This is a genomic window from Nocardia sp. NPDC004123 (assembly GCF_053603795.1).
The window spans coordinates 72,460-91,257 of sequence record NZ_JBSGGG010000030.1 but is presented as its reverse complement, the minus strand read 5'-3'; the positions used below and the strand labels follow the sequence as shown (position 1 = coordinate 91,257).

At 68.2% G+C, this 18,798-nt stretch carries 20 protein-coding genes; 7 read left to right on the top strand and 13 right to left on the bottom strand.

Translation table 11 applies throughout. The features are described 5' to 3' along the window. Positions 1–66: 66 nt before the first annotated feature. Positions 67–1,782 (bottom strand): sensor histidine kinase, encoded by a 1,716-nt coding sequence (locus ACWEQQ_RS36075; protein ID WP_452351374.1) that lies wholly within the window; start codon positions 1,780–1,782, stop codon positions 67–69. A gap of 112 nt (positions 1,783–1,894) precedes the next feature. Next, positions 1,895–2,773, bottom strand: a complete 879-nt coding sequence (locus tag ACWEQQ_RS36070) for a DUF302 domain-containing protein (protein WP_452351373.1) — start codon at positions 2,771–2,773, stop codon at positions 1,895–1,897. Between the two features lie 217 nt (positions 2,774–2,990). Here ACWEQQ_RS36070 and ACWEQQ_RS36065 point away from each other — a divergent pair, with 217 nt between their 5' ends. From ACWEQQ_RS36065 to ACWEQQ_RS36055, 3 genes are all read left to right on the top strand, one after another. Further along, complete coding sequence (locus ACWEQQ_RS36065) at positions 2,991–3,473, top strand: pyridoxamine 5'-phosphate oxidase family protein (RefSeq protein WP_452343271.1); 483 nt, start codon at positions 2,991–2,993, stop codon at positions 3,471–3,473. Between the two features lie 96 nt (positions 3,474–3,569). Then, a complete protein-coding gene (locus ACWEQQ_RS36060; protein ID WP_452351372.1) occupies positions 3,570–3,701 on the top strand; it encodes a hypothetical protein in 132 nt (43 codons plus the stop codon). A 157-nt stretch (positions 3,702–3,858) separates the two neighbouring features. Continuing rightward, complete coding sequence (locus ACWEQQ_RS36055) at positions 3,859–4,782, top strand: universal stress protein (RefSeq protein WP_452351371.1); 924 nt, start codon at positions 3,859–3,861, stop codon at positions 4,780–4,782. Positions 4,783–4,874: 92 nt separating this feature from the next. Here the strand turns inward: ACWEQQ_RS36055 and ACWEQQ_RS36050 are convergent, their stop codons facing one another. Both ACWEQQ_RS36050 and ACWEQQ_RS36045 read right to left on the bottom strand, forming a co-directional pair. Then, entirely contained in the window at positions 4,875–5,354 is a 480-nt protein-coding gene (locus ACWEQQ_RS36050) for a nuclear transport factor 2 family protein (protein WP_452351370.1), read from the bottom strand. A 65-nt stretch (positions 5,355–5,419) separates the two neighbouring features. Continuing rightward, positions 5,420–6,376 (bottom strand): DUF1152 domain-containing protein, encoded by a 957-nt coding sequence (locus ACWEQQ_RS36045; protein WP_452351369.1) that lies wholly within the window; start codon positions 6,374–6,376, stop codon positions 5,420–5,422. A 232-nt stretch (positions 6,377–6,608) separates the two neighbouring features. On the opposite strand from ACWEQQ_RS36045, the gene ACWEQQ_RS36040 reads away from it, so the two are divergent. Together ACWEQQ_RS36040 and ACWEQQ_RS36035 are read left to right on the top strand one after the other, a co-directional pair. Beyond that, positions 6,609–6,887, top strand: coding sequence for an ArsR/SmtB family transcription factor (locus ACWEQQ_RS36040; protein WP_354845514.1), 279 nt, complete (start codon positions 6,609–6,611; stop codon positions 6,885–6,887). Positions 6,888–6,892: 5 nt separating this feature from the next. Beyond that, a complete protein-coding gene (locus ACWEQQ_RS36035; RefSeq protein ID WP_452351368.1) occupies positions 6,893–7,282 on the top strand; it encodes a VOC family protein in 390 nt (129 codons plus the stop codon). Positions 7,283–7,291: 9 nt separating this feature from the next. On the opposite strand, the gene ACWEQQ_RS36030 is transcribed toward ACWEQQ_RS36035, so the two are convergent. After that, complete coding sequence (locus tag ACWEQQ_RS36030) at positions 7,292–8,251, bottom strand: acyl-ACP desaturase (protein WP_452343238.1); 960 nt, start codon at positions 8,249–8,251, stop codon at positions 7,292–7,294. 243 nt (positions 8,252–8,494) lie between these two features. Here ACWEQQ_RS36030 and ACWEQQ_RS36025 point away from each other — a divergent pair, with 243 nt between their 5' ends. Together ACWEQQ_RS36025 and ACWEQQ_RS36020 are read left to right on the top strand one after the other, a co-directional pair. Then, positions 8,495–9,259 carry a sigma 54 modulation/S30EA ribosomal C-terminal domain-containing protein gene (locus tag ACWEQQ_RS36025; RefSeq protein WP_452351367.1) on the top strand — a complete coding sequence of 255 codons (765 nt, stop codon included), beginning with the start codon at positions 8,495–8,497 and terminating at the stop codon, positions 9,257–9,259. A 120-nt stretch (positions 9,260–9,379) separates the two neighbouring features. Then, positions 9,380–9,892 (top strand): DUF2231 domain-containing protein, encoded by a 513-nt coding sequence (locus tag ACWEQQ_RS36020; protein WP_452351366.1) that lies wholly within the window; start codon positions 9,380–9,382, stop codon positions 9,890–9,892. Between the two features lie 19 nt (positions 9,893–9,911). On the opposite strand, the gene ACWEQQ_RS36015 is transcribed toward ACWEQQ_RS36020, so the two are convergent. Genes ACWEQQ_RS36015 through ACWEQQ_RS35980 form a run of 8 tightly spaced genes read right to left on the bottom strand, consistent with a single transcriptional unit; the run spans position 9,912 to position 18,792 of the window. Then, positions 9,912–11,141, bottom strand: a complete 1,230-nt coding sequence (locus ACWEQQ_RS36015) for a TetR/AcrR family transcriptional regulator (RefSeq protein ID WP_452351365.1) — start codon at positions 11,139–11,141, stop codon at positions 9,912–9,914. Continuing rightward, positions 11,138–11,899 carry a hypothetical protein gene (locus tag ACWEQQ_RS36010; protein ID WP_452343234.1) on the bottom strand — a complete coding sequence of 254 codons (762 nt, stop codon included), beginning with the start codon at positions 11,897–11,899 and terminating at the stop codon, positions 11,138–11,140. The genes ACWEQQ_RS36015 and ACWEQQ_RS36010 overlap by 4 nt, the downstream gene beginning before the upstream one ends. Before the next feature lie 10 nt (positions 11,900–11,909). Then, positions 11,910–13,085 (bottom strand): MCE family protein, encoded by a 1,176-nt coding sequence (locus ACWEQQ_RS36005; protein ID WP_452351364.1) that lies wholly within the window; start codon positions 13,083–13,085, stop codon positions 11,910–11,912. Continuing rightward, positions 13,082–14,230, bottom strand: a complete 1,149-nt coding sequence (locus tag ACWEQQ_RS36000) for an MCE family protein (RefSeq protein ID WP_452351363.1) — start codon at positions 14,228–14,230, stop codon at positions 13,082–13,084. The genes ACWEQQ_RS36005 and ACWEQQ_RS36000 overlap by 4 nt, the downstream gene beginning before the upstream one ends. Then, a complete protein-coding gene (locus ACWEQQ_RS35995) occupies positions 14,227–15,333 on the bottom strand; it encodes an MCE family protein (RefSeq protein ID WP_452351362.1) in 1,107 nt (368 codons plus the stop codon). The genes ACWEQQ_RS36000 and ACWEQQ_RS35995 overlap by 4 nt, the downstream gene beginning before the upstream one ends. After that, the gene (locus ACWEQQ_RS35990; RefSeq protein WP_452351361.1) at positions 15,333–16,373 is read right to left on the bottom strand and encodes an MlaD family protein; all 1,041 of its coding nucleotides are present in this window, start codon (positions 16,371–16,373) and stop codon (positions 15,333–15,335) included. The genes ACWEQQ_RS35995 and ACWEQQ_RS35990 overlap by 1 nt, the downstream gene beginning before the upstream one ends. Beyond that, on the bottom strand, positions 16,370–17,392 hold the full coding sequence (locus ACWEQQ_RS35985; protein WP_452351360.1) for an MlaD family protein: 1,023 nt from the start codon (positions 17,390–17,392) through the stop codon (positions 16,370–16,372). The genes ACWEQQ_RS35990 and ACWEQQ_RS35985 overlap by 4 nt, the downstream gene beginning before the upstream one ends. Next, positions 17,389–18,792 (bottom strand): MCE family protein, encoded by a 1,404-nt coding sequence (locus ACWEQQ_RS35980; RefSeq protein ID WP_452351359.1) that lies wholly within the window; start codon positions 18,790–18,792, stop codon positions 17,389–17,391. The genes ACWEQQ_RS35985 and ACWEQQ_RS35980 overlap by 4 nt, the downstream gene beginning before the upstream one ends. Between the last annotated feature and the right edge of the window lie 6 nt (positions 18,793–18,798).

Sequence of the window (18,798 nt, the reverse complement as noted above, 5' to 3'; positions counted from 1 at the left end):
GAAAGGCCGACCAGAAGACCGTTACGCCCGAGGAAGCCTCGGACCGATGGGTTCCGAGGCGGCCGGTCATTGGAGCGGGGCCGACCAGCGGAGGCGGGTGCCGGTGTCGTCCGGGTTGGGGAGGATGGTGAAGGTGCCGCCCAGTTCCTGGGCTCTGCGGGCGAGGTTGGAGAGGCCGCTGGGGGTGATGTTGTCGGGGATGCCGGTGCCGTCGTCGGAGACGGTGATGGTGAGGTCGTCGGCCACGTCGAGGGTGACGGCGAGGGAGCGGGCGTTGGCGTGGCGGATGGCGTTGGAAACCGCTTCTCGGACAACGGCTTCGGCGTGGTCGGCCAGGACGGGGGTGACGACGGAGAGGGGGCCGGAGGTGCGCAGGGAGGTACGCAGGCCGATGTCGGCGGTGTGCTGGGCGATCACCTGTTCGAGCCGTTGACGCAGGCCCGGAGATTGGGCATTGGCGCCGTGCAGGTCGAAGATCGAGGTACGGATCTCCTGCACCACGTCCTGGAGGTCGCTGACCACATCCGACAGGCGCTGTCGGATCTCGGGGGCGCGGGTACGGGCGATGGTGCCCTGCAGGCTCAGGCCCGCGGCGAACAGACGCTGGATCACGTGGTCGTGCAGGTCGCGCGCGATGCGGTCGCGGTCGCTGAGGATGTCGAGTTCGCGCACTCGCTGCTGGGCCTCGGCCAGCTGGATGGCCAGCGCCGCCTGCTCGGTGAAGGCCGTTGCCAATTCCAGAGTTTCGGCCGAGAACGGGGGAGCGGAGATCGGTCGGACGATCACCAGCACGCCGAAGGTGGCGCCCTGGGCGTGCAGCGGGAGAATCAGCGTCGGGCCGGGATCGGCGATCGGTTTGCCCAGATCGATATCGCTCGCGTCGTCGAAGCTCAGCGGCGTGCCCTCGGTGATCGCCCGTCCGATCGCGGTGCCGGTGGTCCGGACGACCAGGCTGCTGGGCCCGGCGCCGGGCCCAGCCCAGCGTGCGATCCGCAGCTCCAGTGTGTCCTCTGCCGGAATATCCGGATCGTCCTCGATCGCCAGGAACGCGCGTTCGGCCTGGGTCAGCGTCCGGACATGCTCGACCACGTGCGCGAGCACCTCGTCGGCGGCGGTCCCGGCGAGGAACGCGGTGGCGGTGTCGCGGGTGGCCTCGATCCATGCCTGACGGGCGCGGGCCGACTCGTACAGCCGCGCATTGTCGATGGCGATGCCGGCCGCCGCGGCCAGCGCCTGGACTATCACCTCGTCGTCCTCGTTGAACGGCATCCCGTTCTTCTTCTCGGTCAGATACAGATTGCCGAAAATCTCGTCCCGGATCCGCACCGGCACCCCGAGGAAGGTGTGCATGGGCGGGTGATTGGCCGGAAACCCCACCGACGCAGGATGACCGGCGATGTCGTCGAGCCGGATCGGCTCAGGCTGATGGAACAGCACCCCCAGCACACCGCGCCCGGCCGGGAGGTCGCCGATGGCATCAGCGGTGTCGTCATCGATGCCCTCGTGCACGAACTGGATGAGGTTCGCGTCCAGGCCGCGCACGCCGAGTGCGCCGTAGCGGGCGTCGACAAGGCTGATGGCGGTGCGCACGATGGTGCGCAGGGTCTGGTCCAGATCCAGCCCGGCGGTCACCGACAGCATGGCCTCGACGAGTCCGTCCATCCGGTCGCGCGCGTCGATGATCTGATCGACCCGATCCTTGACCTCGGTCAGCAGTTCACGCAGTCGCAACTGCGACAACGTGCTTCGCACCGAGTGCTCGGCATCGGAGGGGGAAGTCATCTGAAGGCATCCTGGGGCTGTTGCGGGCGAATCCGAGCTCTCGCTCGCTCACAGTGTATTGGCGCTGCGCCGGATACCGCTCCGGAGCCGCAGGCGCCGGAGCCGGATCAACTCACCCGGCTACCGCGGCCGGGTGGTGCAGCGCGGCGAGCGCCGCACCGAGAGCCCGGTGTGCTTCGGCGGCAATACCGTTGAGCGCGGGTTGCGCAAGCGTACCTACCTGAACCTCGGGATCGGCTGCTTCGATCAGCACCCCGGTCTCGTCCTCGCGCAGCACGATCCGGCTGGGCAGCAGCAGACCGGCACGCTGGTCGACCTCCAGCGCTCGCGCGGCAAGCCGCGGATGGCACACCTCGAGAATCAGGTATGCCCCGATGTGCTCACCGGTCTTCTCCCGCAGCATCGCCTGCATGTCGATCTCGGCGACGACTCCGAAGCCCTGCCGGTGCAACGCTTCTCGCGTCCGAACGGCGGCATCGGTGAGGTTGCCGTCGAGGTGTACAGCAATCGCCGGTGCGGGTGCGACCGGGACCCGGATTTCGGTGATCAACTGCCCCGGATCGCTGACCTCGTCCGGGCCGATCAGATATGCCTCGGTCGGTGGCCCGATCGGTGTGCAGCCCGACTCCCGCACCCAGTCGGCCAGCGCGCGGTAGGCGGCGTCCAATCCGCCGTAGCCACCGCGGTGGCAGGTGCGTGCGACCAGTGTCGACGGCAGCACCGCCAGCTGCGCCCCGGACGCGGGCCCGAGATTGGGCGCGGGTTCGATGGGTAGTCCGAAATCGACCTTGATGGAATCCCCGGCAGGCGACTGGTGATGAAACGTAATGGTGGGTGCGCCGGAGGCTGTCAGACCGGCACGGTCGGCCACTTCCGCCATGCGCTCGACGCCGGCGACGATGGCGTCGCTGAGTCGATCGGGCGGGATCTCGAGGGGGATCTGCACGACGGTCTGCGGCGCCGTCTCGCACAGACCGATTCGATAGTTCATCACGTGCCTCCTGTTCGACGGGTGTTTCTTCAGAGTCCGACTCGGGCCCGGGTCCGCCACAGAGGCGAATGTCCCCGCGCCTGAGGCAGAAACGCAGTGCCACTCGGAAGTCAGGACGGTCATCGAGGACCTTAGGCCCTGCCGGGCAGGAGCATTCAATGGTCCTATGGAGATCGAATGCCCATCGAATCGATGAACCATGACGGGAGATGACGGCATGAACCGTTTCCGGGCCGAGGAGGCTACGCGGAGCATGGCCGAGGAGGCCACACGCAGCGTGGTGGACCTCTCCCGGGATGAGTCGATGCGCCTGCTGGCCAGTGTCCCGTTCGGCCGGGTGGTGTTCACCCGTGACGCGTTGCCGGCGATCCGGCCCGTGAATCACATCGTCGACGGAGAGACCCTCATCGTGCGAACCCGGCTGACGTCGCGGCTGACCTCCACCGTGCGGGCCGACTCCGATGTGGTGGTCGCCTACGAGGCCGACGATATCGATCGGGTGACCCGATTGGGCTGGTCGGTCGTGGTGACCGGCCTCGCGCGGACCATCACGGCCCCGGACCTGGTGGCCCGATACGATGCGCTGGTACGGCCGTGGGTGGACGGGATCATGGACACCATCGTGGTCATCGAGCCGACGCTGGTCACCGGTATCCGGTTGGTCGAGCGGGAATCGATCGGGGCCGAGCCGCTCCGGTGAGCGGCGCTCCGGCTACCATCCACGCTGCCGCGTCTCGGATGATGTGCCGATCCGACGACGCCGTCCGACCCGACCGATCCCGAGAGGACCACCATCATGTGTCAACCGACCCCTTGCGAGTGCGGCAGGATCACCTGGGCCGGCTGCGGCGAGCACATCGACCAGGTCAAGGTCAGCGTCCCCGCCGAGCAGTGGTGCGACGGCGAGCACGAGACCGCCGGCAAGTAGCCGCCGATCGCCTCCCGCGACCATCGGCCCGCGGCGAGGCGGTCTTTTGGCCCCTGGTCCCATGACCATCGGCCGCAGTGTCGGCACCCCGGTGATTCATACCGTGAGGGTGGGCGGTGATCCGCCGCCCGGTAAACCGCACCGCCGGGAGATGGCAATGGCTGAGCAGGAATACGACGATCCGCACCGACTGGTCTCCGCGGGAGTGGTCGTCGGCGTGGACGGGTCGTCGGGATCGGACATCGCGCTGCGCTGGGCAGCCGACCTGGCGGCGCGCCGGGGACGTACGCTGCAGGTCGTCCACGGGCTGGACCTGGTGGGCACCAGTGCCGTGATGGGCCCGTACGCGGTGGTGACACCCGAGGTGATCGACGCTGCACAGGCCAAGGGCCGGGACGTGGTTCGGCATGCGGTCGAGACCGCGCGGGCCGCGCACCCCGATCTGCAGGTGACAGCGCACCTGTTCAACGATTCCGCCGCGGGATTGCTGATCGACTTCAGCGCCCGCGCCTACGCCGTGGTGCTCGGCGCCACCGGGACCACCGGAACCTTCGCGCATCTGGGCTCGACGCTGCTGTCGGTCACCTCGCACGCCGCGGGCACCGTGTTCGTGGTGCGCCCGGATCACCAGGCGGACAACATCGTTCGCGATTCCGGTCCGGTGGTGGTCGGCATCGATTGCGGCCCGGTGAGCGAGCCCGCCATCGCCGCCGCGTTCGCCGAGGCGTCGGAGCGGGGCACGGACCTGGTGGCGGTGCACGTCTGGAGTGACTGGAGTGCAGGGGTGTTCGCCGGCGATCATCCGACTCCGATGCTCGACGACGTCGAAGCCGTCGAGGAGTCGGTCCTGGCCGAGCGGCTCGCCGGGTGGCAGGAGAAATACCCCGACGTGACCGTGATCCGCCGCGTCCACTTCTCCGCTCCGGCGGCGCACCTGCAGGATTGGTCCAAGCACGCACAGCTGGTCGTGGTCGGCAATCGCGGCCGCGGGGGATTCCTGGGCCTGCTGCTCGGGTCGACCGCGCACTCGCTGGTGCAGCACGCCCACTGCCCCGTCATGGTCGTCCACGCGGCCGGCTGACGCCCGCACCGCCGATAACCCTCGGCCGGCCCGCACCCTCGTGAAACCCGTTCGGCCACCGTCACTCCGCGGTACCGGGCGCATCCCCGCCGTCAGCGGGTTTCGATCATGTTCCCGAAGTGTCCCGTACGCCAGACGTTGCGGTTCCGCACCTCGGTCATACGCCACCCATCGGGGGTGCGGGCCAGATCCGCGGTTACGATGCCGCCTACCGTGAACGACCGCTCGAGCATGCTCGACTCGACGGGCATGCCCTTCCGCAGATGTATCGCAACGAGATTGGCCCGCACGTCGGCCGTGTCACCGTCGATCGCGACATCATGACCGGTGAGCAGATGCTGGGTGGCGTCGAAGCGAGCGGAGCTCACCGCATGACTGCCCGCGATACGCGCGGGACCCGCCACAGCCACCCCGTTCGGCCGCACGATTCGCCCATCGCCGGTAAAGATCTGCTCGAAACGTGTTACGTCGAAGCACATCTCATCCAGAGCGCGAAAATAGCCGTTGAATACCTTGGTGATCCGCGCGGTGTCGACGCAGCACCGGACTTCGTCCTGATCGATTCTCGGCACAAGCTCCCCCTAGCTCTCCCCCCGACGCTAGATCCTGACCCGACGTCAGCTTCAAGTCCGCGCCATCAATGCGGAAAACTGCGCCGCTCCCGTCGATCCACCTGCCCCCGATACTCTTCGATCACCCGATGAACATCGAACATGGTCTCGGTATCCCGCAGCCGATCCAGGTATCCCACGGACGCGGCCAGCGTCGGCAGATCGACGCTGAAATACACGCCCATCAGCGGATTGACGAACAGCTCGCTACCCGCGGTGTCCGGAGTCGCACCCACATTGCCGAATTCGCCGCGCAGCGCGGCCGCGATCTGACTGTTCACAATGCTCGGTCGCGCCGGTGTCGCCGCGCGGGCATGCGCCACCGCATCCCGATAGCCCTGCGCCTCGGGCGAATTCGAGGGGATCGACAGCGCGCCCAGATAACCGTCCGCACGATCCAGCGCCGCGAGATTCTCGAGCACGTGCGCGTGGCAAACCCCGTGGTAGGCATCGATTCCGAAGCCCAGGCAAGCCACGATCCGCGGTATGTCGTCGAGTCCGGCCACCGCCGCGAGACTGGTCATGTCCTCCTCGGGCGTCCCGAGGCCGGTCTCGTCGCCGCGCAGCAGGATATCCGTGCCGCCGTCGATCAGCACGATCGCGTCCAGTGCCAGCCGTTCGACCAGTGCCCGGTAGGCGACTCGCAGCGGTCGAACACCGGTGCCGGGGAAGGCATATACGGTCGCGGGCATTGCCTGGACTTCGAGCCAGCGGGCCAGGGTTCGTTCCGGGAAGTAGTCGTCGGGTCCGGTGCTGTGCGGTCCGATCGCGGCGAGCGCCGGCGCTGCCCAATCGTCGAGCTCGAGTCGATCGAGATCGCTGAAGGACAGGTTCGCCAGGTGAACCTGTTTGCCCTGGGCACGCAGTGCGATCGCCAGCGGGAGACCGGCGTACACATCGAAACCTCCACCCGCACCGGCGATCAGCACACTCGTTGCGGACTTCAACCGGCTGAACAGGGGCGGTTCGGCGAGCGAGAACACCCCGCCAGCGTAGGGGCTCCGGTCGGCAACTGTGTGAGCCGTCCGTTCGTCGCCGAGGACGGTAGATGGAAGGTGCAGAAGGAGTGGCTGTGCAACATGCTGTCGTTGGGTAATCAGACCTCGCCGGCATGTAGTTGATCCGGAATCGTTCGGTTCTTGCTGGTACGGGCTGAATCGCGGGGTTGGCGGGGCGTTCTTGACAGGCAAGTAGTCACTTGCCTATGGTCGGGTGGTGGGCGATATTTTCAAGGCCCTCGCCGATCCCACGCGGCGGATCATTCTCGATGAATTGGCCGAGCGGGATGGGCAGACGCTGTTCGAGATTTGTGCCCGGCTCAGTGGGCGGCATCAGCTGAGTTTGACGCGGCAGGCCGTGTCGCAGCATTTGGCCGTGCTGGAGGAGGCCGGGCTGGTCGAGACGCGGAAGCAGGGCAGGTACAAGTTCCACCACCTCGATACGACTCCGCTGGCCGCCATTCAGGAACGGTGGCCGGTGCACAGGAAAGGGTAAGGGCCGTGCGGATTTACATCACCAGCGTGTTCGTGGACGACCAGCAGAAGGCGCTCGACTTCTACACCGGTGTACTGGGCTTCACCAAGAAGCATGATGTGCCGCTGGGCCCGGGGGCCCGCTGGCTGACCGTGGTGTCGCCGGAGGACCCGGAGGGCGCGGAATTGCTGCTCGAACCGGATGGGCATCCGGCGGTCAAGCCGTACAAGGACGCGCTCGTCGATGACGGTATTCCGGCCGCCTCGTTCCAGGTGCCGGATGTGCAGGCCGAATTCGAGCGGCTGAGCGGCCTCGGGGTGACGTTCACGCAGCAGCCGCTGACGGCGGGACCCGTCACCACCGCCGTATTCGACGACACCTGCGGGAATCTCATCCAGATCGTCACCCCGGCCTGACCCGTCCGCTCAGACGCGGGCGCGCTCACGGGCGAGGGAGCGGTCGCGCTGCTCCTCGAAACGCGGAATCTGCACCTGGTGGAGATTGTCGAGGTAGCGCGCCAGCCGCTCCCGCGCCTGTTCACCCTGGGGCCCGAAGTCGGTGCGGCCGAAGACATTCCAGTGCCGCAGTACCGGCATCAGCACGTCCTCGTAGTGCTGGCGCAGATCGTAGATCCCGTGCTTGGCCATGAGGACCCCGTGGCGGCGGAAGTTGGGCATGCCGGTGCCGGGCATGCGGAAGTTCTCGACGATCAGGTCGATGGCCGCCATGGCCTGGTCGGGCACGAGGTCCAGGGCCGCGCCGCACAGGGTGCGATAGAAGATCATGTGCAGGTTCTCGTCCAGGGCCAACCGCTGCATGATGCGGTCGGCGATCGGGTCCGCGCAGACCTCGGCGGTATTGCGGTGGCTGATCCGGGTGGCCAGCTCCTGGAAGCTGACATAGGCCACCGAGTAGAGGAAACCGGCATGCGCGGCCGCGGTGCCCGGATCGACGGGCGCGGCGAAACCATTGGTCATATGGGTCATCCGGTCGTTCTCCAGCGCGACCGGATCGACGCCGCGGGTGACCACCAGATAGTCGCGCAGGACGACGCTGTGCCGGTTCTCCTCCGCGGTCCAGCGGCCCACCCACGTGCCCCACGCCCCGTCGCGGGAGAAGTTCTCGGCGATCTCGCGGTGATAGGAGGGCAGATTGTCCTCGGTGAGCAGATTCGTGATGAGCGCGGCCTTCGCCACCTCGGAGAGCCCGGATTGGTCCGGATCCCAATCGATTCCACCGAGCTGCGCGAAATTTCGACCTTCGTCCCAGGGCACGTAATCGTGCGGATGCCAATCCTTGAACACCGACAGATGCCGGTCCAGCGCCTGCCCGGCGACCGGCTCCAGTTCCACGAGAATCTCCCGCTGCGTCAGCTCACGCGCCACGAGTCCTGTCCGCCTTCCTGTCCGATGAGTGGAGGCCATGCGGCCACCGCCCACCGTTCCGCGCCGCGCCCGGCGGCGACAGAGCCGAAGGTCCTCACCGGACCGGGACTTGGATCTTGAAATCGGTGAAAGGTGCGGCTCGCCACCTGATCCGGGACCTTCGGCCCTGTTTGCGCCGCAGTGACCGGTGGTGACATGGACGCGTCGACATCAAGGTCGATCACCACCAGGAGGTCGTGCAGCGTGTACGCGGACGAGGTCGCCACCATGCCGGAATCGTTCGTCGAGGTGATCGCGGACGGCACGGCCTCCGCGCAGGAGGCGGACCGGGCCCGCGCTGAGCTCACGGACGTACTGCGCCGCCACGGCCTGGCCGGCAGCGTACACCTGCGGCTCACCCACGACGCCCGCATCGACGGCACGTCCGTCGCGCAGGTCAACCTGTGCATCGCCGGGACACCGGTGCGCTGCCAGATCGACGGCCCCGGCACTCTCGTCCCCCGCTTCGCCGCCGAACGTCTCGACCGCTCGCTGAATCGCCAACTGGCGCAAGCACCCCCGCGCTGGGCGCCCGACCCGGACCGCGCGCCACTGGTCACCGTCGGCGAGGAACGCCCCATCGTCCGCCGCAAGCACTGCGTGCCACACCGGTGCGACCCGGCGGCCGCCGTCGCGACCATGGACGCCCTGGACTACGACGCCCACCTCTTCACCGACCTCGACACCGGCGAGGACGCCATCGTGTATTGGGCCGGGCCCCTGGGCGTCCGGATGGCCCGCCAGCGCCGAGCCTGCCCACCACGCGATTTCGAGCATCTCCCACTGACCATGAACCCCCACCCGACCCGCATCCTCACCGAGTCGGCCGCCGCCCTCCGCCTGTGCGGCTACGGACTCCCGTTCCTCTTCTTCACCGACGCCGAGGACGGCCGCGGCCGCCTGCTCTACCGGCGCTACGACGGCGATCTCGGGCTGGTGGTCGCGACGTCGGCTCTCCCGGTTTCGTAGCGGCGGCCCGCACCGGGTCGGGCGATCGATCACAGCGTCCTCTCAGCGACGTTCCGCTAAACCTCGAGGACGGCCTCGTAGGCTCACCGCCGACGTCACGACAGGAGAGTGCGGATCATCATGGGACCCACGACCATCAATGGGCTGCCGGCCCACGTTCTGTTCGTTCACGCTGTGGTCGTGCTGGTGCCGGTGACCGCACTACTCGTCGGGGCCGCGGTGCTGTGGCCCTCGGCGCGGCGCCGGATCGGCGTGCTGTTGCCGGTGGTCGCCTTCCTCACGTTGGTGTTCGTGCCGCTGACCACCCACTCCGGTGAATGGCTCGAACACCGCACGCCGCGAGATCCGCTGTTGCGCGTCCACACTCACCTCGGTGACGATCTGCTCGTCTGGTCGGCGGCGACGTTCGTGTTCGCCACCGTGTGGTGGGCGATGCACAGTGAGCGCGCGCGGGACCAGCTGCGGCGGCGGGTGCCGCGGGTCGATGCGGTCTCCGGTCGCCGTGCGATCGCGGCCATGGTCGCGGTGGCTGCCCTCGCCGTGTCCGTCGGATCCGTCGTGCAGGTCTATCGCATCGGGGACAGCGGGGCGAAGGCCGCCTGGCACGATCGAACCGTCTCCCAGGCCAGGTGATCCCCGGTGGCCCGGCATGTCAGGGTGCGACGTGGCCGAAGAGGACGGACTCCATGAGGCGGATCACCCACTGGCGCGGGTAGATTCGCTCGTCGTCGCCGAAGACGCGGCCGTAGTCGACGACCAGCCCGAGGGCGGCGTGCACGAGGATCTGCCCTTCGGCGCGACTGAGCTCGGGGCGGACCCGGGCCAGCAGGGTCGCCCATTCGGCGACGACGAGGCGTTGCACGACCCGCAGCGTCGCGCGTTCGTCGTCGGGGACGTGGCCGAATTCGGCGAAGTAGACGAAGATCAGTTCGCGTTCGTCGAACGCTCCGGCCACGTACATGTCGACGAGTTTGGCCAGAGCGTCGGCAGGACCGGAGGATTCGGCCAGGGTCGGGCCGATGACCGCCGACATACGGTCGGCAGCCCGCCGGAACGCGGCATCGAGCAGGTCGCTCTTGCCGCGGTAGTAGCGGTACACCGCTGAGGGCGAGGGCAGGCCCGCCGCGGTGGCGATGTCCTCGACACTGACATTCGGGTAGCCGCGTTCGTAAAACAGCCGGATCGCCCGGTGCAGCAGCAGTTCGTGCTCGAGTATCGGCGGCACCTCCACCGCGCGCGGCGCGGCCGCCGGGTGTCCGGGCGCGGGCAGATCGGCCTCGACCAGCGCCCAGCAGGCCGAATTCAACAGGGCGGCAGTGGCTTTCGCGCCGAGTGTGATGCGGTGATCGCCCAGGCCGCTCGCCGTGCTGAGGACGCCCACCGCCCGGACCCGCCGCTCGTGATCGGACAGTTCGGGCCGCACCTCACCCACCAGACCGCCGAGCGCGGTGAGAGCAGTCGCGAAGTTCCCGTCCACCGTGCGTTTGTCGGCGTCGTCGAGGTAGCGGAACTCCCAGCGCGCCAGCCCGACCGTGGTCCGGTTGGCGATGGTGCCCGCAATGATCCCGTCGATGGCGTGCCCGAGCCGCCGCCGGGCGGGCCAGGCCGCGGCCTCCGGCGGCAGGCGCACCGCGGCCACGGTCAGTGCGCCCAGCCGCAGCAGTTCGCTGGCGAACAGCGCGTATTTGCTCGGGTAGTGCCGATACAGCGCCGTGGAGGTGATTCCGAGCCGGGCCGCGATGTCCTCCATGCTCACCCGGTGATACCCGAGTGCGGCGAACTCGGCCGCGGACACCGCGGCGATCTGGGCCCGCCGGTTCTTGGGGCGTCGCCGCACCGCCCGCGCTCCCGGGTCGGAGGCGGGCGTGGTGGCGCGGTTCACGACTGCGGCTGTTGTGCCAGCGGCGAATTCACCTTGTTCACCAGCCACCGGTCGCCGGACCGCTGCAGCCGCATGACCATGGACAGCTGCCCGGGCGCGGGCTTGCCCTGGGTGCCGAGGCTGGTGATGGTCTGCCCGATCACCACGATGGCCTCGGCGGAATCGCGGTCGGCAGTGCGGACCGCGCACTGCACGTCGGTGGCCTTGGACACCACCTGGCCCTGGGTCAGCACGTCCCGCAGATCCTTGCTGGTGGAATCGAATTGCTTGCGCCAGTCGCCGGTCGCGCCGTCCAGGACGGCGGTGAAGTAGGCGTCGAGGTTCTTGGCGTCGTAGGTGGCCAGCAGCGGCGCGTACGTGCAGGCCGCGGCCCGGGCCTGTTCCTGGGCGGCCAGCAGCTCGCGATGGTGCGCGTCCTGCTGGTGGAAGACGATGCTCGAGCCGATCGACCCCGCGAGCGCGAGCACGACCGCGGCCCGGGCCACGATGCGGCCGCGCTTGCCCAGTACGGGTATTGATCGCGGCAGCCGCGACTTCTTCACGCGCGCAGCGGCTTTCGGAGCGTCGGCGGGCTCTTGCGCCGACTCGGTCTCCGCAGGCCCGGCCTGCTCTGCTTCTACGGTGGCCTTGTCCGCAGCACCGCTGACGGTCTCGGTATCCGGTTCGATGGTTGCAGCGCTCGTGTGCGCGGCGTCGGTGCTCATCTCGACGTTCTCGGCGCTCGCAGCCGTATCGTGCTGAATCGTGTTCTCGCTCATGGGAAGTCTCCTAACGGGGAACGGGCTGGGACATTTCGTCGCCGGTGGCCCCCGGCGGTTTGGTGACCCCGTTGTCGGGCACGTCGGGCCGTGGCGCGTCGGCCGAGCCGCGGATCTGTAGTGCCGGATTCGAGGTGACGCAGTAGTTGTAGAGCCGGACCCGGGTATCGGCCTGGACATCGGTCGGCACCACCGGGATGGTGTCGTAGTCGCAACTCGGCCGGGGCCAGGGGTCGACCAGGGTGTTGTATGCGCCGTCGTGCGCGGGGATTCCGAGCGCCTCGGTGCCCACCCGCAGGGCGGGGAACAGCGCGGCGATGGCCGGCGCGTGCAGCTTGGCGGCCTTGGTGACGGCCACGAAGTTGGTCACCAGATTGGTGATCGGGTCCTGGGTCTGGGTGATGAACCCGTTGAGGGTGGCCAGCTGTCCCGGCCCCTGCTGGAGCAGTGTGCGCAATTCCTGGTCGGCGGAGGCGAACTGGTCGAACAGCACGCTGCCCGCCTTGGTCAGTGTGCCCAGGTCGGGCTGGGCATGCTGGGTGGTGCCCGCGATGACCTCGAGGTTCTCGATGAGCCGGCGGGTCTGGGGGAGCAGGTCGTCGAGCCCGTTCATGGCCCGGCTGATGCCGGAGATCACGTTGCGCAGCCGATCCGGGCCGCCGGTCAGCGCCTTGTCCAGCTCGTCGATGATGACGTCGAGCCGGTCCGGGTTCATGCCGCCGATCAGATCGCTGAGATTGGTGAACACCGATTGGATCGGCACGGGCACGCTGGTGCGCGCCCGCTCGACCAGCGAGCCGTCGTGCAGATAGGGCCCGGTGTCGGAGTCGGGCCGGAAGTCCAGGTACTGCTCGCCGGCCGCCGAGAGTCGCCCGACCGCGACGGTGCCGCCGATGGGAAGCTGTGCGCTGTCGTCGATCTCGGCGACCGCGGCCACACCGTCCCCGGCGACGTGCACGTCGGTGACCTTGCCGATCCGGCTGCCCCGGAAGGTGACGTCATTGCCGGGCAGCAGCCCGCCCGAGGACGCCAGCTCGACGGTCACCTGGTAGGTGTGCGGAATCGGGTTGAACCGCAGCACATATCCGCCGATGTAGCCCGACCCGAGCACCAGCACGACGATGAGCCCGATGTTCGCGATGACGATGCGATGCCGCACCACCCAGTGCCACAGTGGCGGATTCATCGACCCTCCCCTCCCTGCTGTGCCGGGCCGGGCTGCGCCGGGTCCGGTTGTGGGTCCGGTTGCCGCGGCGGGCTGGTGAGCCGGCCGAACACCTTCTCCAGCACCTGCGTCAGGCTGCCGATGAACTGCCCGGCGTCGCCGAGTTCGGGCCAGCGGCTGCCGCTGGGGTCGGTGAGCGCGCCGACGCTCAGATACGACACGGTCGCCGCGACCGCCAGCGCGGGTCCGCGCAGGCTGGCCGTGAGCGACGGGTAGATGGTGTGCAGCCCGTCGAGCGCCCCGGTCAGCTGATCGCTCTGCGCGAATCCGGACATGAGCGCCTGAATGCTGTTGAACAGGCTCACGAAATCCCCGCCGCTGGTGTCGGCGAAGTCGCCGAGCGCGTCGGTGGTGGTGGCCACCTTCGACAGCAGGTCCACGATCTGCTGATTGTTCTCGGTCAGCAGGGCGATCAGCGCGGGAAAGGTGTCGGCGGCGGCGCCGAGTTGCGTCTTGCGCCGGGCCAATTCACCCGAGAGCGAGTTCATCCCGCCCAGCACCTGGTCGATATCCCCGGTCCGGGCATTGAGCGCTGCGATGGCGGCGGTCATCTCGGTGATCAGATGGGACAGCTCCGGCGCCCGGCCCGCGAACATGGAGTTCATCTCGCCGGTGATCTTGGCGGCCTGATTGATGCCGCCGCCGTTGAGCAGCAGCGAGATCGACATCATGAGCTGCTCCACCGACGCGCCCGCCGCCGTGTGATCGGTGCCGATGGTGTCGCCGTCGCGCAGCGGATCCCCGGCCTCCGGCGCGGAGGGCAGCGTCATGGCCACGAACATGTCACCGAGCGGGGTCGCCTGCCGCAACTCGACCGTGGTGCCCTTCGGGAGCCGGATGTCGTCGCGGATGAGCATCTGCACGTCGGCGATGAAGTTCGTGCTCTTGATCCTGGTGACCACGCCGATATCGGTGCCGCCGATCTTGACGTGCGCGTGGTCGGGCAGATTCAGCGCATCGGCGAAGGCCGCGTGAATCGTGTACCCGGGCGCGCCCAGGCCCGGCTTGGGCATGGGGAGCGTGTCCACCGTGACCGCGCACCCGGTGGTGGCGAGCAGGGTGGCGGCGGTGAGCAGTCCGCCGAGAGCTGTTGTGCGTAGTCTCATTTCAGGTTCGCGATTCCCAGTAGCGCGGCCGTGAGGCCGAAGTCGGGGCCGAAGTCCTGGACCTTGCCGGTGCGGCAGCCATCGAGGCGCATCTGGATGCGCTCGCAGAAGGCCGACAGGATCTCACCGTCGAGCAGCGACTTGTCCAGCAGGCCGTGCAGCCGCAGCGCCTGATCCTCCTTGCTGGTGGCATTGGCGATGTTCTGGAACAGCAGCGGCCCGACGTCCACGATCTCGGTCAGACCGCGGGCATTGGCGCGCATCTGATCGGTGATGGCCACGAAGCGGGTGAGCGCCCCGGCCAGCTGGTCCCTGTTCTGCCCCACCAGGGTCGAGGTATTGGTGACGAAATCGTCGAGCTGCCGCAACACCGCGTCGATGCCGGGGGCCTGGTCGCCCATCAGGTTCACCAGCTCGGTGAGCCGCCCGCTGAAGTCCCGCACCGTCTGATCGTTGGCGGCGATGACCTGGGTGATGTCATTGAGTTCGATGATGGTGTTGGAGATCTGATCCTTGTTGGCGAAGGTCACCTCGAAGGCCGAGGACAGCTGGTCGAGGGTCTCGCGCAGCTTGTCGCCATTGCCGTTGAGCAGCGGGAACAGCACCCGGCTGGCCATCGGGCCGGTGGTGTTGTCGCCCTCGAGCGCATCGCCGAGCTGGGAGAAGGTCGCGAGGATGCGGTCCAGTTCGACCGGAACCCTGGTGCGCTGCAACGGAATGTAGGCGCCATCGGTCAGGGTGGGGCCGTCGCCGGTGTAGGCCGGGGCCAGCTCCACGTGACGATTCGTGATCAGCTGCGGATTCACCAGTGCCGCAATGGCATCGGCGGGAACCTTGACATCCCGGTCCAGCGACATGGTGACCTGGACGTAACTGCCCTTGGGCGTGACGGTTTCGACAGTTCCGACCGGAACCCCGAGCACCGCAACATCATTGCCCGCGTACAGGCCCGCCACGTTCTCGAAGTCCGCGGTGACCTTCAGCTGCCCGCCGAGATACTCCTTCGACAGCGAGGACACCGAATCGGGCAGCATGCCGCACGCCGCGGCGAGCAGGAGCGCGCCGCAGGCCGCGGCCAGCTTCATTCGTTTGCGCAGTGTCATCACTTGCACCCCTGCACGGCCTGCGCGAAGCACAGCCAGTTGTCCGGGAACAGCCACGGCGCGTACACATTTCCGTACGGGCCGTCGCCGAGCACATTGTTGAACTGCCGCAAGGTCACCGGCATGATCTGGTACAGCCGGTCGAGGTTGCCCTTGTTCTTCTCCAGGCCCTCCGACATGGTGTTCAGGTCGGTGATGAGCGGGCCGAGCTGGTTGTTGTTCTCCAACCCCATCTGCTGCAACAGCTTCGACAGCGACGCCACATTGTCCAGCAGCTGCTTCAACAGCGTCTGGCGCTGCTGCACCGCGCTGCCGATGGCCTCCCCGCGGGTGAGCAGCAACAGCACGCTGTTCTGGTTGTCAGCGGTCAGCTGCGAGACGGTATCCATGCTCTTCAGCAGGGTGTCCACCTCATCGCGGCGGTCATTGATCACCTTCGCCAGCGCGCCCACACTGTCGAGTGCCTGCACGGTCAGCTCGGGCGAGTTGCCCATCTGCTGATCCACCAGATCCAGCGCCTGCCGCAGCTTCTGCGGATCCAGCTTCTCGACGCGCTCGAAGCTGTTCTTGTACTGCGGATCCTGGATGACCTTGCCCAGGTTGTAGGGCACCGAGGTGTGGTCGAGCTTGATCCGGTCGCCGGGCAGGGCCCGCCCGGCGCCGGGCGTCAGATCCACGTGCAACCGGCCCAGGATCGTCGACATCTTGATGGCCGCGCGCGCCTCGTCGCCGAGCTGGATGTCGCGGTGCACCCGCATGTCCACCAGCACCTTGCCGTTGTCGAGCTTGACCGCGCTGACCTGACCGACCTCGATGCCCGACACGTCCACGGTCGCGCCCGGCCGCAACCCGGCGGCCTGGGCGAACTCGGCGTGAATCGTCTTGTCGCCCAGCTGCGCCTGCTCGATCAGGGTGGAGCCGACCAGCAGTAGCACCACGAACGCCGAGGCGATCAGACCCAGCCGCAAATAGCGGTTGCGCAGGAAGCCGGGATAGTGGATCGAGGGCCGGCGCAGCGCCGGAACGCGTGGCCGCCTCATCGGCACACCTCCGAATGGGATTGGCCGCCGATCTGATTGAACAGACCGGGCGGGAGCAGCACGCCCCACAGCGAGACGTCGAGGCTGCACAGGTAGGCATTGCCGTACGCGCCGTAACTGCTGAAACGCGCCACGCCATTGAGCATGTCGGGCAGTTCGACGGCCGCCTTGTCCAGTGAGGCGCCGTTGAGCAGCAGCAGGGCGACACCGGCGGAGGCGTCGGTCTGGGCCGCGGCCGCGCCGGGCTTCACCTGGGCGAGCACGTTCACCAGCGAATTCGTTGCCGTCGCAACGCGTTCCACCGACGACTTCAGCGTGGAGCCCTGCGTGTACAGCGCCTCGGTGAGTGCCCGCGCCTGGGTGATCAGCGTTTCCAGCTCATTGCTGCGGTGGGCCAGCCCGGAGATGACGCTGCTGAGATTGCCGACCACCTGTCCTAGAATCTCGTCGCGCTGGCCGAACGTGCCGGCCAGCTGTGCGGACTGGGTCACCAGCGCGCTCAGCGAGACGCCATTGCCCTGCAGGGCCTGAATCAGGGTCTCCGAGAGCGAATTCACCTGATCCGGTTGCAGCACGCTGAACAGCGGCTCGAAACCGGACAGCAGTGAGGAGACGTCGAAGGAGGGTTCGGTGCGCTCGATCGGGATCTGTCCGCCCGGCGCCATCGGCTCACCGGCGTCCTTGCCGGGCATCAGCGCGACATAGCGCTGCCCGATGAGGTTCTGATATCGCACCAGCGCCTTGGTCGTGGTGGTCGGATGCTGGTCGTCCTCGATCCGGAAGTCGACCCTGGCCCGGTAGCCGTCGGTGAACTCGATGGTGTCGACCCGGCCGACGCGCACCCCCGCCATGCGGATGTCGTCGCCGATCCGCAGCCCGAGGACGTCGGAGAACACGGCGGAGTAGTCGTGTGTGCGGCCGGGCACGGAGCGCTGCAGCGTGGACCACATGGTGTAGGTCAGCACGATCGCCACCACGGCGAAAAGGCTGAAGCCCGCCAGGGCTTTTCCGGACTTCACGAGGCACCTCCGGGCTCGGCGGGGACCAGCGATCCACCGGCCAGAATGGGGGTGAGCAGCAGGACCTGTGCGGCATTGGGCCTGCCGCCGACGAGGGCGGCGATGGCGTCGGTGCCGCGCAGCCCGGCGGGCTGGGCCGCAGCCGGATTCGTCTCGGTGGCCGCGGCCGGTGCGGTGAGCCCCGGGATCGCCGGTAGACCGGGAATCGAGGGCAGGCCCGGGATCGCGGGCAGGCCGGGTGCCGCCGGCTGGGTGGTCTCGACGGGTGCGGGCCCCGCGGCCTCGAGTCGCTTGGGCCTGAGCTGCTGCGGAAACTCCTGTGCGGGAGCGGTTTCCGGCACGGTCGCACCGCCGCAGCGGGGCCCGGCGAGGTCACCGTAGTGCGGGCAGTCCGCCGCGGTGTACTGCTGGAACGGCGTGAAGGTCACGTCCATCCGCCAGACCATCTGCTTCTTCGGTCCGAAGGTGAAGGTGCCCTGCAGACGCTGCAGCGCCGTATTGAGATTGGCGATGGCGGTCGGAATCGCCTGCGGGTCCTGGGCCAGGCTGCCGAACAGCTGGTCGAGGCCCGACACCAGGAATTTGCCGGAGTCGGGATTGCGGGCGAAGAGCCCGTTCACCGTGTCCACGGCGGTGCCGCCGCTGGTGAGCAGGTCCATCAGCGCCGCGCGCTGCTCGGTGAGGGTGCGCGCGGTGGTCACCGACTTCGCCAGTGTCCCCACCAGATCCGGGGCCGACTCGCTCAGGGCGGTGGCCGCGCGACCGAGATCGCCCAGCAGACCCCCGATGCCCTCGATGCCGCGCACCTCGGTGATCCAGTGATCGAGCCGCTCCACGGTGGAACCGGGCACGCGCGCCGACGGATCCAGCGCCGCGGACAGCGTGGACAGCACCCGGCCCAGCTTCTCCGGCCGAATGTTGGTCAGCACCGTGCGCAGCACATTGAGCGTGGTCTGCAGCTGCACGGTCGCGCTGCTGGTGTCCTCGGGAATGGTCGCGCCCGCCCGCAGGGTGTCCCCGGTGGGCGTGGTGTCGACCAGTTCGACGGCGGTCACCCCGAACAGGTTGTTGGGAATGACCCGCGCCGCCACGGTTGCCGGAATGGTGCCCGCCACTTGCGGTTTCAGCGCCAGCGCGGCCCGCTGCCGCTCGCCCTTGGCCACCACCGACACCTCCTCGACGCGGCCGACGACCATGCCCCGGAATTTCACGTCGGCGTGGCCGGGCAGCCCGTCGCCGGTGCTGGTGAGCTCGGCGGTGACCGCCACCTTGTCCTCGAAGCGGCCGTTGTAGCGCATGGCCAGCAGATACAGCAGCAGCGATACGGTGGCGATCAGGGCGAGTCCGGCCAGCGTGAGCTGCCGGGCCGTGGGGCCCCGCCCGCTGGGATCGAGAATCATCGAAAC

Coding starts and splice junctions, on each gene's coding strand:
- ACWEQQ_RS36060 (WP_452351372.1), top strand. CDS start 3,570: ATGTGTCAACCGACCCCTTGCGAGTGCGGCAGGATCACCTGGGCCGGC.
- ACWEQQ_RS36075 (WP_452351374.1), bottom strand. CDS start 1,782: ATGACTTCCCCCTCCGATGCCGAGCACTCGGTGCGAAGCACGTTGTCG.
- ACWEQQ_RS36055 (WP_452351371.1), top strand. CDS start 3,859: ATGGCTGAGCAGGAATACGACGATCCGCACCGACTGGTCTCCGCGGGA.
- ACWEQQ_RS36070 (WP_452351373.1), bottom strand. CDS start 2,773: ATGAACTATCGAATCGGTCTGTGCGAGACGGCGCCGCAGACCGTCGTG.
- ACWEQQ_RS36020 (WP_452351366.1), top strand. CDS start 9,380: ATGGGACCCACGACCATCAATGGGCTGCCGGCCCACGTTCTGTTCGTT.
- ACWEQQ_RS36005 (WP_452351364.1), bottom strand. CDS start 13,085: ATGAATCCGCCACTGTGGCACTGGGTGGTGCGGCATCGCATCGTCATC.
- ACWEQQ_RS35990 (WP_452351361.1), bottom strand. CDS start 16,373: ATGAGGCGGCCACGCGTTCCGGCGCTGCGCCGGCCCTCGATCCACTAT.
- ACWEQQ_RS36065 (WP_452343271.1), top strand. CDS start 2,991: ATGAACCGTTTCCGGGCCGAGGAGGCTACGCGGAGCATGGCCGAGGAG.
- ACWEQQ_RS35995 (WP_452351362.1), bottom strand. CDS start 15,333: ATGACACTGCGCAAACGAATGAAGCTGGCCGCGGCCTGCGGCGCGCTC.
- ACWEQQ_RS35980 (WP_452351359.1), bottom strand. CDS start 18,792: ATGATTCTCGATCCCAGCGGGCGGGGCCCCACGGCCCGGCAGCTCACG.
- ACWEQQ_RS36010 (WP_452343234.1), bottom strand. CDS start 11,899: ATGAGCGAGAACACGATTCAGCACGATACGGCTGCGAGCGCCGAGAAC.
- ACWEQQ_RS36000 (WP_452351363.1), bottom strand. CDS start 14,230: ATGAGACTACGCACAACAGCTCTCGGCGGACTGCTCACCGCCGCCACC.